Below are 18,439 nucleotides of genomic sequence, written 5' to 3'. Positions count from 1 at the left end.
GTGGTATTCCGCAGATCTCCGGTCGGTCATTGCCAGCGGAGCGAGGCAATCCAGTCTTTCTTCGCATATCGCTTCTGAATTGCCGCGTCGCTTCGCCAAGAGGAAAGCTGCAGGGCAGCTTCCCTGACCTGCAATGACGGCAGAGAGGCAGGAGCGCCGTTCAATAGCCCGTCACGACTTGAAAAAGCGATCCGCCGCATCGCGCGTCGCGCGCTTCAGGGTCATGCTCGATTGCAGCCGCGAGATCTCGGCATTGAGCAGCGCGATCCGCTCGGCGAGTTCTTCGACCGATAGCAGTGAAAGATCCTGCCCGATCTCGTGACTGACCTTCTTTTTCGGTTTGTTGTCGTCGTCGTCGATCGCCATTTGGGGCCCTCCCCGTCTCAAGTTCAAAGATATACCGATGTTGCCAGCGTTGATCCGGCTGTTTAATCAGATCGCCAGTCGACATCTCGCACGCCGCAAGGACAAATCATGGAAAAGCTGCCCACGCAAATGACCGTCGTTGGTATCAGCAAACCGGGCGGCCCCGAGGTGCTGATCCCCGAAACACGCACCGTTCCGAAGCCCGGTCCCGGCGAAATCCTGGTCAAGGTCGCAGCCGCTGGCGTGAACCGCCCGGACGTCGCGCAACGCTCCGGCTCCTATCCGCCACCGCCCGGCGCCAGCGATCTGCCAGGCCTCGAGATCTCCGGTGAAGTTGTTGCCCTCGGCGAGGGCGCCACCAAACACAAGCTCGGTGACAAGGTGATGTCGCTGGTCGCCGGCGGCGGCTACGCGCAATATTGCATCGCCCAGGACGCCCAGGCGATGACGGTCCCCGAAGGCTTCTCGATGACAGAAGCCGGCGCCACCGCCGAAACCCTGATGACCGTCTGGCACAATGTGTTCGAACGCGGCGGATTGCAGCCCGGCGAGACCGTGCTGATCCACGGCGGCTCTTCCGGCATCGGCACCATGGCGATCCAGCTCGCCAAGGCGCTCGGCTCCAAGGTGATCGTCACCGTCGGCTCGCAGGACAAGGTCGACGCCTGTCTCAAGCTCGGCGCCGATCACGCCATCAACTACAAGACCGAGGATTTCGTCGAGCGCGTCAAGGAGATCACCAAGACCGGCGTCGAGTTGATCCTCGACATGGTGGGCGCGGACTATGTGGAGAAAAACTTCGACGCCGCCGCCGTCGATGGCCGCATCGTGCAGATCGCCGTGCTGAACGGCCCGAAAGCCACCATCAATGCCGCCAAGATCATGGTGAAGCGGCTGCACTATACCGGCTCGACCCTGCGTCCGCGCACCAATGCCGACAAGGCCGCCATGGTCAAAGCGATCGAGGCCAATGTCCTGCCGTTGCTCAAGGCCGGCAAGGTCAAACCCCTGATGGACAGCACTTTCCCGCTGGAAAATGCTGCAGACGCGCACAAACGCATGGAAACCAGCGCACATATTGGCAAAATTGTGTTGGTCGTTTAGGGCTGGAGAACAGCCGGAAACCCTTTGATTTATCTCGCTTTCATGTCATTTATCGCGCGTCGGGAAATGACCCTGCTTCTGCGTGACGCAGGGTCGATGTTTTGTTGATCGCGGAGAATGACATTGCGTTTGATCAGGTGGCTCGCGCCCCTCGCGCTCGGCCTCATGATTGCTGTTGCCGCAGCACCGGCACGGGCTGTTGACGCCGTCAGCGTCCGCGGTGACGCGCCTGCAATCGACCTCACAGCAATCCTCGAATATCAGCACAGCGACACCGACCGCATCCAGGTCTCCACCGCCCCCGGCACCGACGGCATCGTTCGCCGCATCGAAGTGCGCGGCCGCGAAGCCGGCCAGAACTGGGTGGTGTTCGCGCTCGCCAACAATACCGATGACCAGCTCGATCGCCTGATCGTCGCGCCGCATTATCGCATCGTGTCGTCCGGCCTGCTCTGGCCCGATCTCGGCCTGTCGCGCATCGCGACCATCACGCCGTCCACCGGCGACCGTCCGGAGCGTCAGGACAGCGCCACCGCCGACATCTTCCGCGTCACGCTCGATCCCGGCGCCGTCATCACCTTCGTCGCCGAACTGCGCACCAACAAGCTGCCGCAGCTCTATCTGTGGGAGCCGGAAGCCTACAAGGACAAGGTCAACTCCTTCACGCTCTATCAGGGCATCGTCATCGGCATCTCCGGCCTGCTGGCACTGGTGCTGACGATCCTGTTCGTGGTGAAGGGCAGCATCATGTTCCCCGCCGCCGCAGCACTGGCCTGGGCTGTGCTGGTCTATATCGGTGTCGATTTCGGCTTCTGGGGCAAGGTTCTGGACATGTCGTCGGGCGCAGAACGCGTCTGGCGCGCCTCGGGCGAAGCGATACTCGCGGCGACGCTGCTGGTATTTCTGTTCGCCTATCTCAATCTCAGTCGATGGCACGTGCGCTACTCGCACATCACGCTTGGCTGGCTGGCCTTTCTCGGCTCGCTTGTCGGCTTGGCGTTGTTCGATCCTGCGGTAGCCTCCGGCATCGCGCGCATTTCGCTGGTGCTGATCGCCTTCGCCGGCTTTGGGCTGATCGTCTATCTCTCGACCCATGGCTTCGACCGCGCGGTGTTGCTGATCCCCACCTGGTTCCTCCTGGTGGTATGGGTCGTCGCCGCGGGCATGACCGTCGCCGGCAGCGTCACCAATGACATCGTCGGCCCGGCGCTGCTGGGTGGCCTCGTACTGATCGTGATGCTCATCGGCTTCACTGTCATGCAGCACGCCTTCGCCGGTGGCGGCGCCACCAATGGCATCGTCTCGGACGTCGAGCGCCGCGCGCTGGCACTGACCGGCTCCGGCGACCTGATCTGGGACTGGGACGTCTCGGCCGACAAGGTGTTCACCAGTCCCGAGACCGAAGCGCTGCTCGGCCTCAAGCGCGGCACGCTGGAAGGCCCTGCGGCGAGCTGGCTGGAAGTGCTGCATCCGCTCGATCAGGATCGCTTCCGGGCGGCACTCGACAGCGTACTCGACCAGCGCCGCGGCCGTCTCGTGCAGGATTTCCGCCTGCGCACCCCCGATGGTCACTTCATGTGGTTTGCGCTGAAAGCGCGCCCGGTGGTCGGCTCCGACGGCGAAGTGTCCCGCGTGGTCGGCACACTCACCGACGTCACCGAGATGAAGAATGCCGAAGAGCGCATGCTGCACGATTCGGTGCATGACAATCTGACCGGCCTGCCGAACCGCAAGCTGTTCATCGACCGCCTCAACGCCGTCGCGAATTTCTCCAAGACCGTGCCGACCATGCGGCCGACCATCATGGTGATCGACCTCGACCGCTTCAAACAGGTCAACGATTCCGTCGGCATCGCCGTCGGCGATTCGATCCTGCTGACGCTGGCCCGCCGCCTCACCCGTATCCTCAAGCCGCAGGACACACTGGCCCGCCTCGCCGGCGACCAGTTCGGCCTGATCCTGATGTCCGAGCAGGACCCGGCGAAGATCACCGCCTTTGCCGAAACCATCCGCAAGACCATCCGCGCGCCGATCGCCTTCAACGACCGCGAGATCTTCCTGACCGCCTCGATCGGTCTCGCCCTGAGCGATCCCGCCGCGCCGCTCACCGACGAGTTGATCAAGGACGCCGAGCTTGCGATGTATCATTCGAAGCGGATCGGTGGCGACCGTATCGACGTCTACAAGCCGGCGATGCGCGCCCGCAAAACGGATCGCCTGACGCTCGAATCCGAACTGCGCCGCGCCATCGAGCGCCAGGAAATCACCATTCTCTATCAGCCGATCGTACGGCTGGAAGATCGCTCCATCGCCGGTTTCGAGGCGCTGGCACGCTGGGATCATCCCAAGCTCGGCCGCATGTCGCCCTCGGAATTCATCGCCATCGCCGAGGAGATCGGCCTGATCATCGATCTCGGCATGTTCGTGATGGACCAGACCGCACGGCAGCTCGCCATCTGGCAGCGCGCGATGCGCTCGCGCGAACCCATTTTTGCCAGCGTCAACGTCTCCTCGCGGCAGCTGCTGCGCCACGACCTCCTGCATGACATCCGTACCGTGCTGTCACGCTCATCCGTGGCCCGCGGCACGCTGAAGCTCGAACTTACGGAATCGCTGGTGATGGAAAATCCGGAACATGCGGCCCAGATGCTGCACCGGATCCGCGAACTCGGCACAGGTCTTTCGCTCGACGACTTCGGCACCGGCCATTCGTCACTGTCCTACCTGCAGCGCTTCCCGTTCGACACGCTGAAGATCGACCAGTCCTTCGTCCGCACCACCTCGCGGGGCACCCGCCCGGTGATCCTGAAGTCGATCATCGCCATGGCCCACGACCTCGGCATGGACGTCGTCGCCGAGGGCGTAGAGACGGATTCGGATGCGGTGGAGATGTATCAGCTCGGCTGCGAATACGCCCAGGGTTTCGCCTTTGGCGAACCCATGGATGCGGATGCGGCGATGCGGATGCTGACAGAAGAGCGGCTGGAAGCTGCAAGCTGACGATCTAGTTTCTCGTAATTGGGCACAGCGAAGCCCGCCCACGCTTTTCGATGTCGCAGAAGAACTAGTGAGCGCGACGCTGCGCGTCTTTGCCCACCCTGCAGCAAGCCATGACCGCTGTGCTGGTGGCGTCAGGCATGCCCGGCCTCGGCCGACAGCATGCCCGGCGCTATCCCGATTTTCTGCAGAGCCCGGATGTACTTCTCCTCGACATCGCCGCCGAAGATGAGATCCTCATCAGCCGCGCAATGCAGCCAGCCATTGCCCTGGATTTCGTCTTCCAACTGACCCGGCGCCCAGCCGGCATAGCCCAGCGCGAGGATCGCGTGCTTGGGTCCATCACCACTGGCGATGGCGCGCAAGATATCCACGGTCGCCGTGAGGCAGACGCCATCGTCGATCGGCAGTGTCGCATCCTTGATGAAGAAATCGCTGGAATGCAGCACGAAACCGCGGCCGGTCTCGACCGGACCACCCTTGAGCACTTTCATGCTTTCGGCGCTTTCCGGGAGCCTGATGTCGTCGGACTTTTCGATGATATCCAATTGAACCAGCAATTCCGGGAAATCGATGCTCCCTGCAGGCCGGTTGACGATGATGCCCATGGCACCTTCCGACGAATGGGCACAGACATAAATCACTGAACGGGCGAAGCGCTCGTCTTCCATCACAGGCATCGCGATCAGCAGCTGCCCGTCGAGGTAGTTGCCGGTGTCGCCGACGCTGGATTTCGCGCGGCTTTTCCGCGGTCGCTTGCGAGTGGGTTCCATTAGCAAACCGCTCTCATTTCATTCCTCATCCTGATATTGGGTGTGGGTTCTGTCAATCAACCTTCCGCAACTCACGAAAACCGGATCACAAGCAGTTCAGTAGCTTAAGACAGGTTTGGCTTTATGACAGGCTCACCCTGTAAGGACGCCCGATGACCACATCTGTTCCGCATCACATTGTCGCTGTCTGCGCCGCGGGCCTGCTCCTGACATGCAGCGCGCAGGCGCAGGACACCTCACCTTGGCAGCAAGACAGTCATTCGCAGATCAGGCTTGTGGCAGGCTCGCGTAGCGGACCGGTCATGCTGGGCGGTATCGCGATCCAGCTGCAGCCCGGCTGGCACACGTATTGGCGCACCCCCGGCGATTCCGGGGTACCGCCACGCTTCGATTTCTCCAAGTCCGACAATCTGGATACCGTCACCATCCTCTGGCCGGCGCCGAAAAAATTCGAGGACGGGGCCGGTGGCCTCTCGCTGGGCTATGTAAAACAGGTGGTGCTGCCGATGCGGATCATCGCCAAGGACCCAGGCAAGCCGGTGATTCTCCGTGCGGCGATCAATTACGCGGTCTGCGACAAGCTCTGCATCCCGGTCGAAGCCAATGCCGAGCTCGCTTTTACCAGCGTGGCCAGCACCGAAGATGGCGCCCTGACTGCGGCGCTGGATACGGTACCGAAGCCGGCCACCATGGGCGAAACCAATCCGCTGACGGTGCGCGACCTCAAGCGCGAGGGCAAGAATGTATTCGTCGACGTCGTTGCGCCCGAAGGCAGCGAGCCCAACCTGTTCGTCGAGGGCCCGACGCCGGAATGGGCGCTGCCGATCCCCAAACTCGAAGCCAACAGCCCACCGGGCGTGAAGCGCTTCAGCTTCGAACTCGATGGCGTGCCGCCCGGCGCCACGACCGATGGCGCGGCCCTTAAGCTGACTCTGGTCGGCAACGACCGCGCCTACGAATTCAACGTCAGCCTGCCCTGACACCGCAGGCGTGTAACCCGCTCCGCGCAACCTGCACACCTCCATCCAACCGGATGTTAACGACTGCTTGCTACGCCAGACCACTGCCGCGCGTCTGCGGCTGAGGACCTTGTCGTGGCCGTGATGGACGCAAACTCCGCACACGCAACCCAGCCCGCCAGCCTCAAGGCGAGGCTGCGCGCGCCGTTCACCGGTTCAGGCGAAGCCTCACTGACGCGCCGCCTCGCCGGCACCATCTTCCTCATCCGCGTCATCTCGGCCGGCCTCGCTTACTTCTCGCAGATCCTGCTGGCGCGCTGGATGGGTACGTCGGATTACGGCATCTATGTCTATGTCTGGACCTGGGTGTTGCTCCTCGGCTCGATGATGGATTTCGGCATCGCCGCCTCAGCCCAGAAGATCATCCCGGAATATCGCGCCAGCGGTGACCACGCGCGGCTGCGCGGCTTTCTCTCCGGCAGCCGCTGGATGACCGGTATCGTCTCGGTGATCGTCTCGCTGCTGCTCGCGGGCCTCGTCAAACTCATCTCGCCATGGATCGATGCCGACACCGTGGTGCCGCTCTATCTCGGCTGCCTGACTCTGCCGGCCTTCGTCGTCGCCAACACGCAGGATGGCATCGCGCGCTCGCATGACTGGATGCGTCTCGGCCTGATGCCGCAATTCATTGTTCGTCAGGCGCTCATCATCGGCTTCACAGCCGGCGCATTCACGCTCGGCTTCAAGCTCGGCGCCACCATTGCGATGCTGGCGAGCGTCGCAGCGGTGTGGGTCGCAATGATCGGCCAGATGATCGTGCTCAACCGCCGGCTTCACAAGCATATCGAGCCTGGCCCAAAGGCCTATGACTATCGCGGCTGGCTTGCGGTATCGTTGCCGATCCTGCTGGTCGAGAGCTTCTATCTTCTGCTGTCCTACACCGATGTGCTGGTGCTGCAGCAGTTCGTCTCGTCCGACGAGGTCGGCGTGTACTTCGCTGTCGTGAAGACCCTGGCGCTGGTGTCGTTCATTCACTACGCGATGTCGGCGACAACGGCGCATCGCTTCACCGAATATCACGCCGCCGGCGACAAGGACCGCCTCGCCGCCTATGTGACGCATGCCATCAAGTGGACGTTCTGGCCGTCACTCGCGGCCACGCTGATCCTGCTTGCTCTGGGCAAGCCGCTGCTCTGGCTGTTCGGCCCGCAATTCACCAGCGGCTACGACATCATGTTCATCGCCGCCATCGGTCTCGTGGTGCGCGCCGCCATCGGCCCGGTGGAGCGGCTGCTCAACATGCTCGGCCACCAGCACATTTGCGCCGTGGCCTACGCATCGGCCTTCGTCATGAATCTGGTTCTATGTCTCGTGCTGGTGCCGAAATTCGGCGGTCACGGCGCCGCCGCAGCAACCTCGATCGCGCTGACATTCGAGACGATCCTGCTGTTCTGGATCGTGCGACAGCGGCTTGGACTGCACGTACTCGCCTTCGGGAAACAAGGCGCCTGACGACCTCCCCCTGCAAGGCAGGAGGAGGTTAGGAAGCAAACCTACTCCGCGGTCCAGCCGCCATCGATCGACAGGTTGGTCCCCGTGATCTGCGCGGCATCGTCACCGCACAGGAACAGCGCCAATGCCGCAACCTGCTCGGACGTCACGAATTCCTTCGTCGGCTGGGCAGCCAGCAGCACATCGTTGATGACCTGCTCTTTGGTCAGTCCGCGCGCCTTCATGGTGTCGGGAATCTGCTTTTCCACCAGCGGGGTCCAGACATAGCCAGGCGAGATGCAATTACAGGTGATCTTGTGGGTGGCCACTTCCAGCGCCACGGTCTTGGTCAGGCCGGCGATGCCGTGCTTGGCGGAGACATAGGCCGACTTGAATGGCGAGGCGACCAGCGAATGCGCCGATGCGGTATTGATGATGCGGCCCCAGCCGCGCTTCTTCATGCCGGGCACAGCGGCACGGATGCCGTGGAATGCGGACGAAAGATTGATCGCGATGATCGCATCCCATTTCTCGATCGGGAATTCCTCGATCGGCGACACGAACTGGATGCCCGCATTGTTGACGAGAATATCGACCGATCCATAGGTCCTCTCGCCGAGCGCGATCATGTCGGCAATTTCGGCCGGCTTGGTCATGTCTGCCCCTGAATGGATCGCTTTGACCTTGAAATCGCTCTCGATCGCCGCGCGTTCCTTCTCGATGTCAGCAGGCGCGCCCATGCCGTTGATCACGATATTGGCCCCGGCGCTTGCGAAAGCGCGCGCATAAGCGAGGCCGATGCCGCTGGTCGAACCGGTGACGACGGCGGTCTTGCCTGTGAGATTAGCCATTACTTGCTCCTGTTGGACGTCAACTGCTGCGGAAGATCATTGTAGTCGTCGGCGGTGAGGGCGTATGTCACCATCGATTCATCGGATTGCGGCCGCTCGAACCAGTCCTTGTGGCGCATGGAGAGGAATACGTCGCGCTCGCCGGCGCCCCAATGTTCGACCATGCCGATGCGCGAGAAATTGTAGTCCTTCGACGACGACTCGTAATTCTTGCTCGTATAGATCAGGTGCACGACCGTGACGGTATTTTCCTTCGCGGCTTCCGACAACAGCGCCACTCCGGCATCCTGCTTCAGTTCTGCCGGCAATTTACCAATCAGGTCACGCAGCGCCTTGCGGATGTTGTGGATCTTCTTGTTCTTGTCGGTATTCATGCGGGTGCGGCTGGAATAGCGAATGTCCTTTTCGCGTTCCTGCGCTTCCAGGATCGACTGCGGCAATGGCCCGCGCGCGCTGAACAGATCGACCTGAAAGATCAGCAGATCGCTGGTGACGTCATCCAGTACAAAATCCAGCGGTGTGTTTGAGGCGATGCCGCCATCCCAGAAATGCTCGCCATCGATCACGATCGATGGAAAGCCCGGCGGCAGCGCGCCGGAGGCCATGATGTGTTCGGGCTCGATCTTCTTGCCGAGTTTCTTGAACAGCGTGTTGTCAAAATAGGTGAAATTGCCGGTCGTGACACTCACGGCGCCGACGCTCAGCCGGGTCTTGCAATCGTTGAGACGATCAAAATCGACCAGCCGTTCCAGCGTCGCCTTCAGCGGCGCGGTGTCGTAAAAGCTCTGCGACTGCGGACTGCCGGGCGGCCAGAGCGGCGCAGGCGGAATGCGCGGCACGAAAAAGCCTGGCACGCCGAATGTGGCAATGACAGCGGCGCCTGCCTCGTAGAAATAAGAGCGCGCGCGGTCATCCGTCAGCACCGGGCTCCAGGGCACCGGCGATGCTGCCATCTCCCAGAATTCTCTGAGCTTGCCGATCCGCTTGTCGCGCTCGTTGCCCGCGATGATCGCCGCGTTGATGGCACCGATGGAGATGCCAGCGACCCATTCCGGCTCGAAATCGTGATGGCACAGCGCTTCATAGGCGCCGGCCTGATAGGAGCCAAGTGCGCCGCCGCCCTGCAGAACCAGCACGCGCTTGGCTTCAGCAGGCTTGCTGGTAGCGCTGGATTGAGGCTGATCGGACATACCCATGGGACCACTCGATCATATCGGCGACGGTAACCGTACCGTGGCGTTCCCGTGCCGCGGCGTCAATCACAGATGGCGCAGCGCACCATCACGCTTCGGCTATCCTGAAAGGCTATTTGGAATCCGTCGAAGCCAGAATCATGGTCCAGAACACCTTATATTTGGTGTTGGGAGCATAGATCGCCGCGATGCCCAGTTTTGTGACACCGGACTTCAGCATATTGGCCCGATGGGGCGGCGAATCCCGCCACCCCGAAAAGGCCTCGGCCATGGTGTGATAGCCGGCCGAGACATTCTCGACCGCCAACGTCGCCGGATAGCCGCCGGCATTCAGACGCTTGGCCAACGGTGCCTTGACGTCGTGGTCGAGCTTGTTCTTTTTCGCCATGGCGGTGGACTGGTCTTCCGCCAGCGCCATCAATGCGGGATCGACCACAACCGGCCCGAGGCCGTTGTTCTGCCGGTACAACGAGATCATGGAGGCCGCGGCAACAGGATCGAGCTTGGCGCCGCCATTGGCCATGCTGAGATACATAGTGGGCTGGTCCGGCACGGTATCGACGGTCCCCGCGCACCCTGCCAGTAACAGAAATCCCAGACTGGCCAGAGCCACCCGCTTCATCGGCAATCCCCCAAATCAAGGGGCCGTTGTTGCACACCAACCGTGGCTGAAAGGTGAACAGGCAGAGCTTTTAGGCAGCCCTGTCATTCCTGCCCGGCAAAGATCCGGTAGCGTCGTGGCTGCAGGCTGATTGCATCACCCGTGGTGAGCGGGCGGTCCCGCGGGGCATCGATTTCCACCAGCGTATCGTCGCCGGACAGGGCGATGTCGGCGCGCTGGATCGGGCCGAAGGTGCGGACGCGGCGCACGGTGCCTTCGAGGGCCCCCTCGCCGACCGGACCGATCTGCATGTCGTGACGACGAACAAACAGCTTGGAGGGACCGACGGCACCACCCGCGTCGATGTTGAGCGGGCGATGGCCGAGCTTCACCTGGCCGCCACTTACCTCGACCGGAAGCACGATCGATTCACCTATGAATGAGTGCACGAAAGCCGTCGCCGGATTATCGTAAACGTCGCCAGGCGTACCGATCTGTTCGATCTTGCCCTTGTCCATCACCACCACGCGATTGGCGACTTCGAGCGCCTCCTCCTGGTCATGTGTGACGAAGATCGAGGTGACGTGGATCTCCTCGTGGAGGGTGCGCAGCCACTGGCGCAATTCCTTGCGAACCTTGGCATCGAGGGCGCCAAACGGCTCGTCGAGCAGCAGAATGCGCGGCTCGATGGCCAGCGCGCGCGCCAGCGCAATACGCTGCCGCTGACCGCCCGAGAGTTGACTCGGATAGCGATTGGCGAGCCAGTCAAGCTGCACGAGATCGAGAAGCTCCTTCACCCGTGCGCGGATCTGCGCTTCGCTCTTGCGCACGGCGCGCGGCTGCACGCGCAGGCCGAAGGCGACATTCTCGAACACACTCATATGGCGGAACAGCGCATAGTGCTGGAATACGAAACCGACGTGACGCTCGCCGGCGCCGCGCGCCAATGCGTTCTCGCCGTCGAAGGAGACTTCGCCGGCATCCGGCCAGTCAAGCCCAGCGATAATGCGCAGCAACGACGTCTTGCCGGAACCCGACGGTCCGAGCAACGCAAGCAACTCACCATCCGCGACCCGGAGGTCGACATTATCCAGCGCCTTGAAGGCACCGTACTGCTTTACGATATTCCGAACTTCAATCGTCACGGGGCGGCTGTCCTTCTTCGATCTGGCCTTCGAGGATGGTCTTTGCGATCAGCGTCAAGAGCGCCAGCAGAGCCAGCAGTGACGCGATCGCGAACGACGCCACCAGTTGATATTCATTATACAGGATTTCCACCAGCAGCGGCATGGTGTTGGTCTCGCCGCGAATGTGACCCGACACCACCGAAACCGCGCCAAACTCACCCATGGCGCGCGCATTACACAGCAGCACGCCGTAGAGCAGGCCCCATTTGATATTGGGCAGCGTCACCACGATAAAGGTGCGCCAGCCGCTCGCCCCCAGCGAGATCGCCGCCTCTTCCTCCTGCGATCCCTGTTCCTGCATCAGCGGGATCAATTCCCGGGCGACGAACGGGAAGGTGACGAAGGTGGTCGCCAGCACGATCGCCGGTACGGCAAACAGAATGTTGATGCCATGCGACATCAGCCACGGCCCGAAGAAACCCTGCGCACCGAACAGCAGCACGAAGACCAGACCGGAGATAACGGGGCTGACCGAGAACGGCAGGTCGATCAGGGTGACCAGAAGGGTCTTGCCCCTGAATTCGAATTTGGCCACCGCCCAGGCGGCGGCAACGCCGAACACCAGATTGAGGCTGACCGAGATCACCGCCGTGATCAGCGTCAGCCAGATGGCTGCGAGCGCCTCGGAATCTGCCAAAGCCGACAGATAGAACCCGACGCCCTTGGACAAGGCCTCCGAGAATACCAGAATCAGCGGCAACACGACGAAGACCGTCAGGAACGTCACCGCAACGCCGATAATGATCCCGCGCACGAGCCATGGTTCGGTATGCGGATCATGTCGTGCCACTGACTGGGCGCGCTCCACGGTGACTGGTGAATTGATAATTGTAATGGTCATGTCAGGTCAACTCACGGCCAGCGCGCGGGTCTGCGCCCAGCGCTGCAGCCGATTGAGCAGGAAGATGATCAGGAACGAGACGACCAGCATCACCACCGCGATCGCCGTCGCATCGGCATAGCGGAATTCCGACAGCCGGATGACGATCAAGAGCGGCGCGATCTCCGACACATTCGGAAGATTGCCGGCGATGAAGATGACGGAGCCATATTCACCGACAGCGCGGGCGAACGCCAGAGCGAACCCGGTGAGAATGGCCGGCGTCAGGCTGGGAATGATGACGCGGGTGATGGTCTGCCAGCGAGACGCACCGAGACAGAGGGCAGCCTCTTCGATTTCGACATCGAGATCGATGAGGACCGGTTGCACCGTCCGCACCACGAACGGAATACCGATGAAAACCATTGCCAGGAAAATGCCGAGGGGCGTGAACGCCACCTTGATGCCGAGCGACGCAAGCGGCGCGCCGAGCCATCCGTTCTGCGCAAACAACGTCGTGAGCGCGATGCCGGCAACTGCGGTCGGCAAAGCGAACGGGATATCGACGATGGCATCAAACAACCGGCGACCGGGAAAGCGGTAGCGCACCAGTGCCCAGACGATAACCAGGCCAGCGACCAGATTGACCAGCGCAGCCGCGAAGGCCAATCCGAATGAGATCTTGAGCGCGTGTAGCGTGCGGTTGCTGGTGACGGTGTCGATGAATTGCGCGAGGCTGAGATCCGCCGTCTTGACGAACAATCCGGCTAGCGGAATCAGGATCAAGAGCGACAGCCATGTCAGGGTCAGGCCCATGCTCAGGCCGAACCCCGGCAACGCACTTCGTTTAGGTGCCGCGCTCACAATGTCCCCTTGCTTTGATAAAAGCCTCAGGCCGGCGTGCCGGCCCGAGTGTTTCGCTGCGAACGGTCAGTTCTTGTAGATCTTGTCGAACACGCCGCCATCGGCAAAGTGCTCGCTCTGGGCCTTGGTCCAACCTCCGAAAACGTCGTCAATGGTGAACAGATCAACCTTGGCGAAGGATGCCTCGTGCTTTTTAGCAACATCGGCGTCACGCGGGCGGTAAAAATTGCGCGCGGCGATCTCCTGACCTTCCTTGGTGTACCAGTATTTCAGATAGGCCTCGGCGGCAGCCTTGGTGCCCTTTTTATCGGTAACGGTATCAACGACGGCGACAGGGGGCTCGGCCAGGATTGAAAGCGACGGAGCCACGATCTCGAACTTGTCCTTGCCGAATTCCTGAAGTGCGAGATAGGCCTCGTTCTCCCAGGCCAGCAGCACGTCGCCAACGCCGCGCTGGACGAATGTGATGGTCGAACCGCGCGCGCCGGTGTCGAGAACCGGAACGTTCTTGAAGATATTGCCGACGAATTCCTTCGCCTTGTCCTGCGATCCGTATTTCTTCAGCGCATAGCCCCAGGCGCCGAGATAGTTCCAGCGCGCGCCGCCCGAGGTCTTCGGATTCGGCGTAATGACGCTGACTCCGCTCTTGATCAGATCGTCCCAATCCTTGATGCCCTTCGGGTTACCCTTGCGTACGAGGAACACGATGGTCGATGTATAGGGCGACGAATTCTGCGCCAGACGCTTCTGCCAGTCCTTGGCCAGCAAGCCCTTGTTCGCGATGGCGTCGATGTCATAGGCGAGCGCGAGCGTGACCACATCGGCCTGCAGCCCATCGATCACAGAGCGCGCCTGCGCGCCCGAGCCGCCATGCGACTGCTTGATCTCGATGCTCTTGCCGGTTTCCTTCTGATAGGACGCTGCGAAGGACTTGTTGAAATCGACATAGAGCTCGCGCGTCGGGTCGTACGACACGTTAAGCAGCGAAACATCTGCCGCGTGCGCCGATGTTGCAATTAAGAGACCCGCAATGACGGGAAGAATACGACGGACCATTTTGATCTCCATCCAACCTGACAACACGATCGTTATGAGGTCGGGGCAAAATCTTGAAGAAGCACCGCCAAGTCAACGAAACCAGTTTCCAATGTTGGCGGCATGACGGCAGCAATGTGCTATGAATATGCCTTCGTACGGATACCGTATCGCGAGCCAGTAATTTGTCATCAACTAACGGCGCGAAAGCCATTGGAATGCGGCGAATTAGCGCGCGCTCTCCGAATGCCGCAACTGCATGCGCTGATGCAATGCGGTGATGCGACCGTCACCGGTCGGTTGATAAAACACCGAATACCGCTTCACAGTTGCCGCGAAGGCTTCCGCGTCGGCATCCTTCTTCACCTCGAACGAATCGAATCCGGCGCGCAGCATGATCACGAACTGGTCACGCAGCACCTGTCCCGTGGCACGCAATTCACCCTTGAACTTGTAACGCTCGCGTAACAGGCGCGCCTGGCTGTAGGCGCGGCCGTCGCGAAACGTCGGGAAAACCAGCGCGACGACAGCGAGTTTGCCGATCCAGGGCACCAGGTCCTCGGGATCCCGGTTGTTCGGCCAAATCACACCGGTCGGGCTGCTGCGCGCGACCAGCGCTTCAGGATCGGCAAGGAACCGCGCAGCCGGAATCAGCGCCGGACCTTCGATCGGAATTTCGCTGTCGTCGGCCACGTGGGTGTAGCTGTCGGCAACAATCTTGCCTTGCTTAACGAGTGGCATAAACGCGCTCCTTGAACGGCTCGACGCCGAGGCGTTCGACAGTCTGGACAAACAATTCGTCCGGCCGGGCACGCAGTGCCAGATAGGCTTCGACGATATCCTCAATGACGTCAGCGACCTCGGCAAAAGGCACTGCCGGTCCGATCAGCGTACCGACCACGGCATGCTCGTCGGCACGGCCGCCGATCGTGATCTGGAAGAATTCCTCGCCATTCTTTTCCACGCCGAGAATGCCGATATGGCCGACATGGTGATGACCGCAGGCATTGATGCAGCCGGAGATGTTGATATGCAGCCGGCCGATCAGCTCGGCGAGATCGTGATTGGCAAAGCGTCGTGTCAACTCCTGCGCGATCGGAATCGAACGCGTATTGGCCAGCGAGCAGTAGTCGAGGCCGGGGCATGCGATGATGTCCGTGACCAGATTCACGTTCGGCGTCGCAAGACCGAGCTTGTCGAGCTGCCGCCACAGCGCCGGCAGGTCGCGCTTGGCAACATTGGGCAGCGCGAGGTTCTGCTCATGGCCAACGCGGATTTCGCCGAAGGAATATTTGTCGGCGAGATCGGCGACCGCATCCATCTGGTCGGCCGTGGCATCGCCAGGAGGTCCGCCTACCGGCTTCAACGATAGCGTGACGATGGCGTACCCGGTCCGCTGATGCGGTGCGACCGAGTTATTGAGCCAGCGCGCAAAATGCGGATCAGCGGAGGCCGCCGTCAGCTCATCCGGCGTATCGGAAAGCGTCTGATAATGCGGATAGCTGAAGCGCGAGCGAATATCCTCGACAACCTCGTTGTCCAGCGCCAGCGCGCTGTCGCGCGTCGCCAGCCATTCGTCCTCGACCTCGGCTGCGAATTTCTCGATGCCGAGTTCGTGGACGAGAATCTTGATGCGCGCCTTGTAGATGTTATCGCGACGGCCATACTGGTTGTAGACGCGCAGGATCGACTCGACATAGCTCAGAATGTCGCGGCCGTGCACGAACGGCTTGATCACCTTGCCGATGAACGGCGTGCGGCCGAGGCCACCGCCGACCAGCACTTCGAAGCCGGTCTCCCCGGCCCCGTTCTTGTGAATCCGCAGCCCGATGTCATGCACCTTGATCGCCGCGCGATCATGGGCCGACGCCGTGATCGCAATCTTGAACTTACGCGGCAGGAACGAGAACTCCGGATGCATGGTCGAATACTGCCGCAGCAATTCCGCCCAGATTCGTGGATCCTCGATCTCGCCCGGCGCAACGCCGGCCCATTGATCGGTGGTGACATTGCGCATGCAATTGCCGGAGGTCTGCATGGCGTGGATGCCGACCGAAGCGAGATCTTCCAGCGCATCCGGCAGATCGGCGAGCTTGATCCAATTGAACTGGATGTTCTGCCGCGTGGTGAAGTGGCCATAGCCGCGGTCATAACGTCGCGCCACATGGGCCATCTTGCGCAGTTGCGGCGATGACAGCGTGCCATAGGGAATGGCGACGCGGAACATATAGGCGTGAAGCTGAAGATAGACGCCGTTCATCAACCGCAGCATCTTGAACTCGTCTTCGGTGAGTTCACCTGCGAGACGGCGCTTCACCTGATCGCGGAATTCCGAGACACGCTCGTTGATCAGCGTGCGATCGATTTCATCATAAGCATACATAATTCGGGTGCCTTAAGCCGAGGCCGGAAGATCGATGGTGACGCCCTTGCGGCGAATCTGTTCACGCAGGTTGCCGGGCTCGACCGTGCCGTTGTCGTTCACGGCGACCGGCGCGATATAGGGACCGATGGCACCAACGTCATCGGCTGCGGATTCGGCAAGCAACGCGCGCGCATCGTCGGCAGTGCGCACGATGGCTGCCTGCGCGAGATCTGTGGTCCAGCCGCGATGAGCATCGCGATAAATCACAACGCCGTCCCAGGTGCGATTAGCTGTCACCACGGACGGACCGGCGATCTTGATTTTCTGTTGCAGTGGAGAGGTCATTCGGCAGCCACCAATAAATCTGAAGCGAGCTTGTTGATCTGGATGGCCTGCCATGGCGCGGAATGCGCCACGACATCGCCAATGATGAGAATGGCCGGACCGCCGTCGATCTGCTCGACCAGCGCCGGGAGATTATCGAGCAAGCCGACTGCGGCCTGCGCATCCGATCGCGTCACGCGCGCGAACACGCCGACAGGAGTTTGCGGCGAGCGACCCGCCGCCAGCAGTCCAGACCGGATTGCTGGCGTAGCTGTCATGCCCATGTAAACAACGACGGTCATTTTCTCGTCGGTAAGCGTCGACCAATCGACCTGGTCGGCGTCCTTTTCCTTATGCGCCGTCAGGAAGGTGATGCGCAGCGCCTCACCGCGATAGGTCAGCGGCGTTTCGAACATGGCGGCGGCGCCAAGGCCTGCTGTGATGCCGGGAATGACGGAGTAGGCAACACCCGCTCCGCGCAGCGCTTCGATTTCCTCGCCACCGCGCCCGAAGATGAAGGGATCGCCGCCCTTCAAACGCACGACGCGTTGCCCGGCTTTCGCGGCTTCGATCAGCAATTTGTGAATCGCGTTCTGACCGATGCCGGGCTTGCCGACCCGGCGGCCCACCGGTACGCGGGACGCATCGCGGCGAATGCGGTCGAGCACTTCGGGCGACACCAGCTCGTCATAGAATACGACGTCAGCATCCTGCAGCGCGCGGAGCGCCTTGATGGTGAGGAGATCCGGATCGCCGGGTCCGGCACCGACCAGCGTGACGTGACCTTCAACGACACCGGTTTCAGGCGCCCCCGCATAGCCCGACAGATCATTGATATCCGTCAGTGCCTTCTCGGCCTCGGCGCCTTTGCCGGCAAGCACCAGAGCTCCGATCGGGCCATCGACGATACGCTCCCAGAACCGGCGGCGCAGCGGCCCATCGAAAATCTTCGCATTGATCGGCTTGCGCCAGCGGCCGATGAAACCTGCGAGGTCGCCGATCCGCGCCGGCAGTATCGCCTCGATCTTTTCACGCACACGCCGCGCCACAACCGGCGACGAACCGCCCGTGCCCACGGCGACGACCACATCACCGCGATCGACGATGGCCGGAAAGATGAAAGTGGAGCGCGCGAGTTCGTCCATCACATTGACAGGCACGCCCGCCCCCCTGGCGCGAGCCGCCACGGCATGACCGACTTCACCGGCGCCGGCGCACAGCACGGCGACCACCCCGGTCAGGTCGGCGGCCAGCGGATCACCGTCGGCATGCTCGATCCGCGCCTCGTCGCCGGCGTCGAGACCGGACGTGTCGCGATTACCATCCGTCGCATACCAGCGAATCCGTGCGCCAGCCGCCAGCAGCAGCCGCAACTTGGCGCGCGCGAACTCGCCCTGACCGATCAGAAGGATCGGCCCGGTCTGCAGATCGAGGAACACAGGCAAAAAGCGCATCCACACTCCGCTGCCCCGAAGTTCGGGATTGACTGGAATTATATTCTATATATCC

Annotated in this window: 17 protein-coding genes; 4 read left to right on the top strand and 13 right to left on the bottom strand. The window is 61.6% G+C overall.

Going from position 1 to position 18,439, the window contains the following annotated elements:
* Positions 1-171 precede the first annotated feature (171 nt).
* The gene (locus tag AC1RLZ_RS07555) at positions 172-366 is read right to left on the bottom strand and encodes a DUF1192 domain-containing protein (protein WP_493188137.1); all 195 of its coding nucleotides are present in this window, start codon (positions 364-366) and stop codon (positions 172-174) included.
* Positions 367-474: 108 nt separating this feature from the next.
* Here AC1RLZ_RS07555 and AC1RLZ_RS07550 point away from each other — a divergent pair, with 108 nt between their 5' ends.
* Both AC1RLZ_RS07550 and AC1RLZ_RS07545 read left to right on the top strand, forming a co-directional pair.
* Complete coding sequence (locus AC1RLZ_RS07550) at positions 475-1,470, top strand: NAD(P)H-quinone oxidoreductase (RefSeq protein WP_493188136.1); 996 nt, start codon at positions 475-477, stop codon at positions 1,468-1,470.
* A gap of 123 nt (positions 1,471-1,593) precedes the next feature.
* Positions 1,594-4,470: an EAL domain-containing protein gene (locus tag AC1RLZ_RS07545; RefSeq protein ID WP_371424332.1), complete on the top strand. Its 2,877-nt coding sequence runs from the start codon at positions 1,594-1,596 to the stop codon at positions 4,468-4,470.
* 131 nt (positions 4,471-4,601) lie between these two features.
* On the opposite strand, the gene AC1RLZ_RS07540 is transcribed toward AC1RLZ_RS07545, so the two are convergent.
* The gene (locus AC1RLZ_RS07540; RefSeq protein ID WP_371424333.1) at positions 4,602-5,240 is read right to left on the bottom strand and encodes a YqgE/AlgH family protein; all 639 of its coding nucleotides are present in this window, start codon (positions 5,238-5,240) and stop codon (positions 4,602-4,604) included.
* A 152-nt stretch (positions 5,241-5,392) separates the two neighbouring features.
* Between AC1RLZ_RS07540 and AC1RLZ_RS07535 the strand changes: the two genes are divergently transcribed.
* Together AC1RLZ_RS07535 and AC1RLZ_RS07530 are read left to right on the top strand one after the other, a co-directional pair.
* The gene (locus tag AC1RLZ_RS07535) at positions 5,393-6,220 is read left to right on the top strand and encodes a protein-disulfide reductase DsbD domain-containing protein (RefSeq protein ID WP_493188135.1); all 828 of its coding nucleotides are present in this window, start codon (positions 5,393-5,395) and stop codon (positions 6,218-6,220) included.
* Positions 6,221-6,334: 114 nt separating this feature from the next.
* On the top strand, positions 6,335-7,711 hold the full coding sequence (locus tag AC1RLZ_RS07530) for a flippase (protein ID WP_493188134.1): 1,377 nt from the start codon (positions 6,335-6,337) through the stop codon (positions 7,709-7,711).
* 41 nt (positions 7,712-7,752) lie between these two features.
* Here the strand turns inward: AC1RLZ_RS07530 and AC1RLZ_RS07525 are convergent, their stop codons facing one another.
* From AC1RLZ_RS07525 to cysG, 11 genes are all read right to left on the bottom strand, one after another.
* The gene (locus AC1RLZ_RS07525; protein ID WP_493188133.1) at positions 7,753-8,541 is read right to left on the bottom strand and encodes a 3-hydroxybutyrate dehydrogenase; all 789 of its coding nucleotides are present in this window, start codon (positions 8,539-8,541) and stop codon (positions 7,753-7,755) included.
* The gene (locus AC1RLZ_RS07520; protein ID WP_493188390.1) at positions 8,541-9,731 is read right to left on the bottom strand and encodes a DUF3734 domain-containing protein; all 1,191 of its coding nucleotides are present in this window, start codon (positions 9,729-9,731) and stop codon (positions 8,541-8,543) included. Before AC1RLZ_RS07520 ends, AC1RLZ_RS07525 begins: the two co-directional genes overlap by 1 nt.
* Positions 9,732-9,846: 115 nt before the next feature.
* Entirely contained in the window at positions 9,847-10,356 is a 510-nt protein-coding gene (locus AC1RLZ_RS07515; protein ID WP_371424337.1) for a CAP domain-containing protein, read from the bottom strand.
* Positions 10,357-10,439: 83 nt separating this feature from the next.
* Entirely contained in the window at positions 10,440-11,480 is a 1,041-nt protein-coding gene (locus AC1RLZ_RS07510) for a sulfate/molybdate ABC transporter ATP-binding protein (protein ID WP_493188132.1), read from the bottom strand.
* Complete coding sequence (gene cysW / locus AC1RLZ_RS07505; RefSeq protein ID WP_371424339.1) at positions 11,470-12,363, bottom strand: sulfate ABC transporter permease subunit CysW; 894 nt, start codon at positions 12,361-12,363, stop codon at positions 11,470-11,472. Before cysW ends, AC1RLZ_RS07510 begins: the two co-directional genes overlap by 11 nt.
* A gap of 6 nt (positions 12,364-12,369) precedes the next feature.
* Positions 12,370-13,206 carry a sulfate ABC transporter permease subunit CysT gene (gene cysT, locus AC1RLZ_RS07500; protein ID WP_493188131.1) on the bottom strand — a complete coding sequence of 279 codons (837 nt, stop codon included), beginning with the start codon at positions 13,204-13,206 and terminating at the stop codon, positions 12,370-12,372.
* Positions 13,207-13,272: 66 nt separating this feature from the next.
* Positions 13,273-14,262, bottom strand: a complete 990-nt coding sequence (locus AC1RLZ_RS07495; RefSeq protein ID WP_493188130.1) for a sulfate ABC transporter substrate-binding protein — start codon at positions 14,260-14,262, stop codon at positions 13,273-13,275.
* A 207-nt stretch (positions 14,263-14,469) separates the two neighbouring features.
* Positions 14,470-14,982 (bottom strand): DUF934 domain-containing protein, encoded by a 513-nt coding sequence (locus tag AC1RLZ_RS07490; RefSeq protein WP_493188129.1) that lies wholly within the window; start codon positions 14,980-14,982, stop codon positions 14,470-14,472.
* Positions 14,969-16,624 (bottom strand): nitrite/sulfite reductase, encoded by a 1,656-nt coding sequence (locus AC1RLZ_RS07485; protein ID WP_371424343.1) that lies wholly within the window; start codon positions 16,622-16,624, stop codon positions 14,969-14,971. The genes AC1RLZ_RS07490 and AC1RLZ_RS07485 overlap by 14 nt, the downstream gene beginning before the upstream one ends.
* A 12-nt stretch (positions 16,625-16,636) precedes the next feature.
* Positions 16,637-16,951, bottom strand: coding sequence for a DUF2849 domain-containing protein (locus tag AC1RLZ_RS07480; RefSeq protein WP_371424344.1), 315 nt, complete (start codon positions 16,949-16,951; stop codon positions 16,637-16,639).
* Complete coding sequence (gene cysG, locus AC1RLZ_RS07475) at positions 16,948-18,384, bottom strand: siroheme synthase CysG (protein WP_493188128.1); 1,437 nt, start codon at positions 18,382-18,384, stop codon at positions 16,948-16,950. Before cysG ends, AC1RLZ_RS07480 begins: the two co-directional genes overlap by 4 nt.
* Positions 18,385-18,439: the final 55 nt, after the last annotated feature.

The organism is Tardiphaga sp. GW822-FHT04G09 (assembly GCF_058800725.1).
Note: the sequence above shows the minus strand (reverse complement) of the source record. Positions and strands in the feature narration are given on the sequence as shown.

What these genes read in the sequence shown, in the direction of transcription:
- AC1RLZ_RS07515 (WP_371424337.1), bottom strand. Translation starts at nt 10,356, where the DNA reads ATGAAGCGGGTGGCTCTGGCCAGTCTGGGATTTCTGTTACTGGCAGGG.
- AC1RLZ_RS07495 (WP_493188130.1), bottom strand. Translation starts at nt 14,262, where the DNA reads ATGGTCCGTCGTATTCTTCCCGTCATTGCGGGTCTCTTAATTGCAACA.
- AC1RLZ_RS07550 (WP_493188136.1), top strand. Translation starts at nt 475, where the DNA reads ATGGAAAAGCTGCCCACGCAAATGACCGTCGTTGGTATCAGCAAACCG.
- AC1RLZ_RS07480 (WP_371424344.1), bottom strand. Translation starts at nt 16,951, where the DNA reads ATGACCTCTCCACTGCAACAGAAAATCAAGATCGCCGGTCCGTCCGTG.
- AC1RLZ_RS07540 (WP_371424333.1), bottom strand. Translation starts at nt 5,240, where the DNA reads ATGGAACCCACTCGCAAGCGACCGCGGAAAAGCCGCGCGAAATCCAGC.
- AC1RLZ_RS07555 (WP_493188137.1), bottom strand. Translation starts at nt 366, where the DNA reads ATGGCGATCGACGACGACGACAACAAACCGAAAAAGAAGGTCAGTCAC.
- cysG (WP_493188128.1), bottom strand. Translation starts at nt 18,384, where the DNA reads ATGCGCTTTTTGCCTGTGTTCCTCGATCTGCAGACCGGGCCGATCCTT.
- AC1RLZ_RS07490 (WP_493188129.1), bottom strand. Translation starts at nt 14,982, where the DNA reads ATGCCACTCGTTAAGCAAGGCAAGATTGTTGCCGACAGCTACACCCAC.
- cysW (WP_371424339.1), bottom strand. Translation starts at nt 12,363, where the DNA reads ATGACCATTACAATTATCAATTCACCAGTCACCGTGGAGCGCGCCCAG.
- AC1RLZ_RS07485 (WP_371424343.1), bottom strand. Translation starts at nt 16,624, where the DNA reads ATGTATGCTTATGATGAAATCGATCGCACGCTGATCAACGAGCGTGTC.
- AC1RLZ_RS07525 (WP_493188133.1), bottom strand. Translation starts at nt 8,541, where the DNA reads ATGGCTAATCTCACAGGCAAGACCGCCGTCGTCACCGGTTCGACCAGC.
- AC1RLZ_RS07535 (WP_493188135.1), top strand. Translation starts at nt 5,393, where the DNA reads ATGACCACATCTGTTCCGCATCACATTGTCGCTGTCTGCGCCGCGGGC.
- AC1RLZ_RS07520 (WP_493188390.1), bottom strand. Translation starts at nt 9,731, where the DNA reads ATGTCCGATCAGCCTCAATCCAGCGCTACCAGCAAGCCTGCTGAAGCC.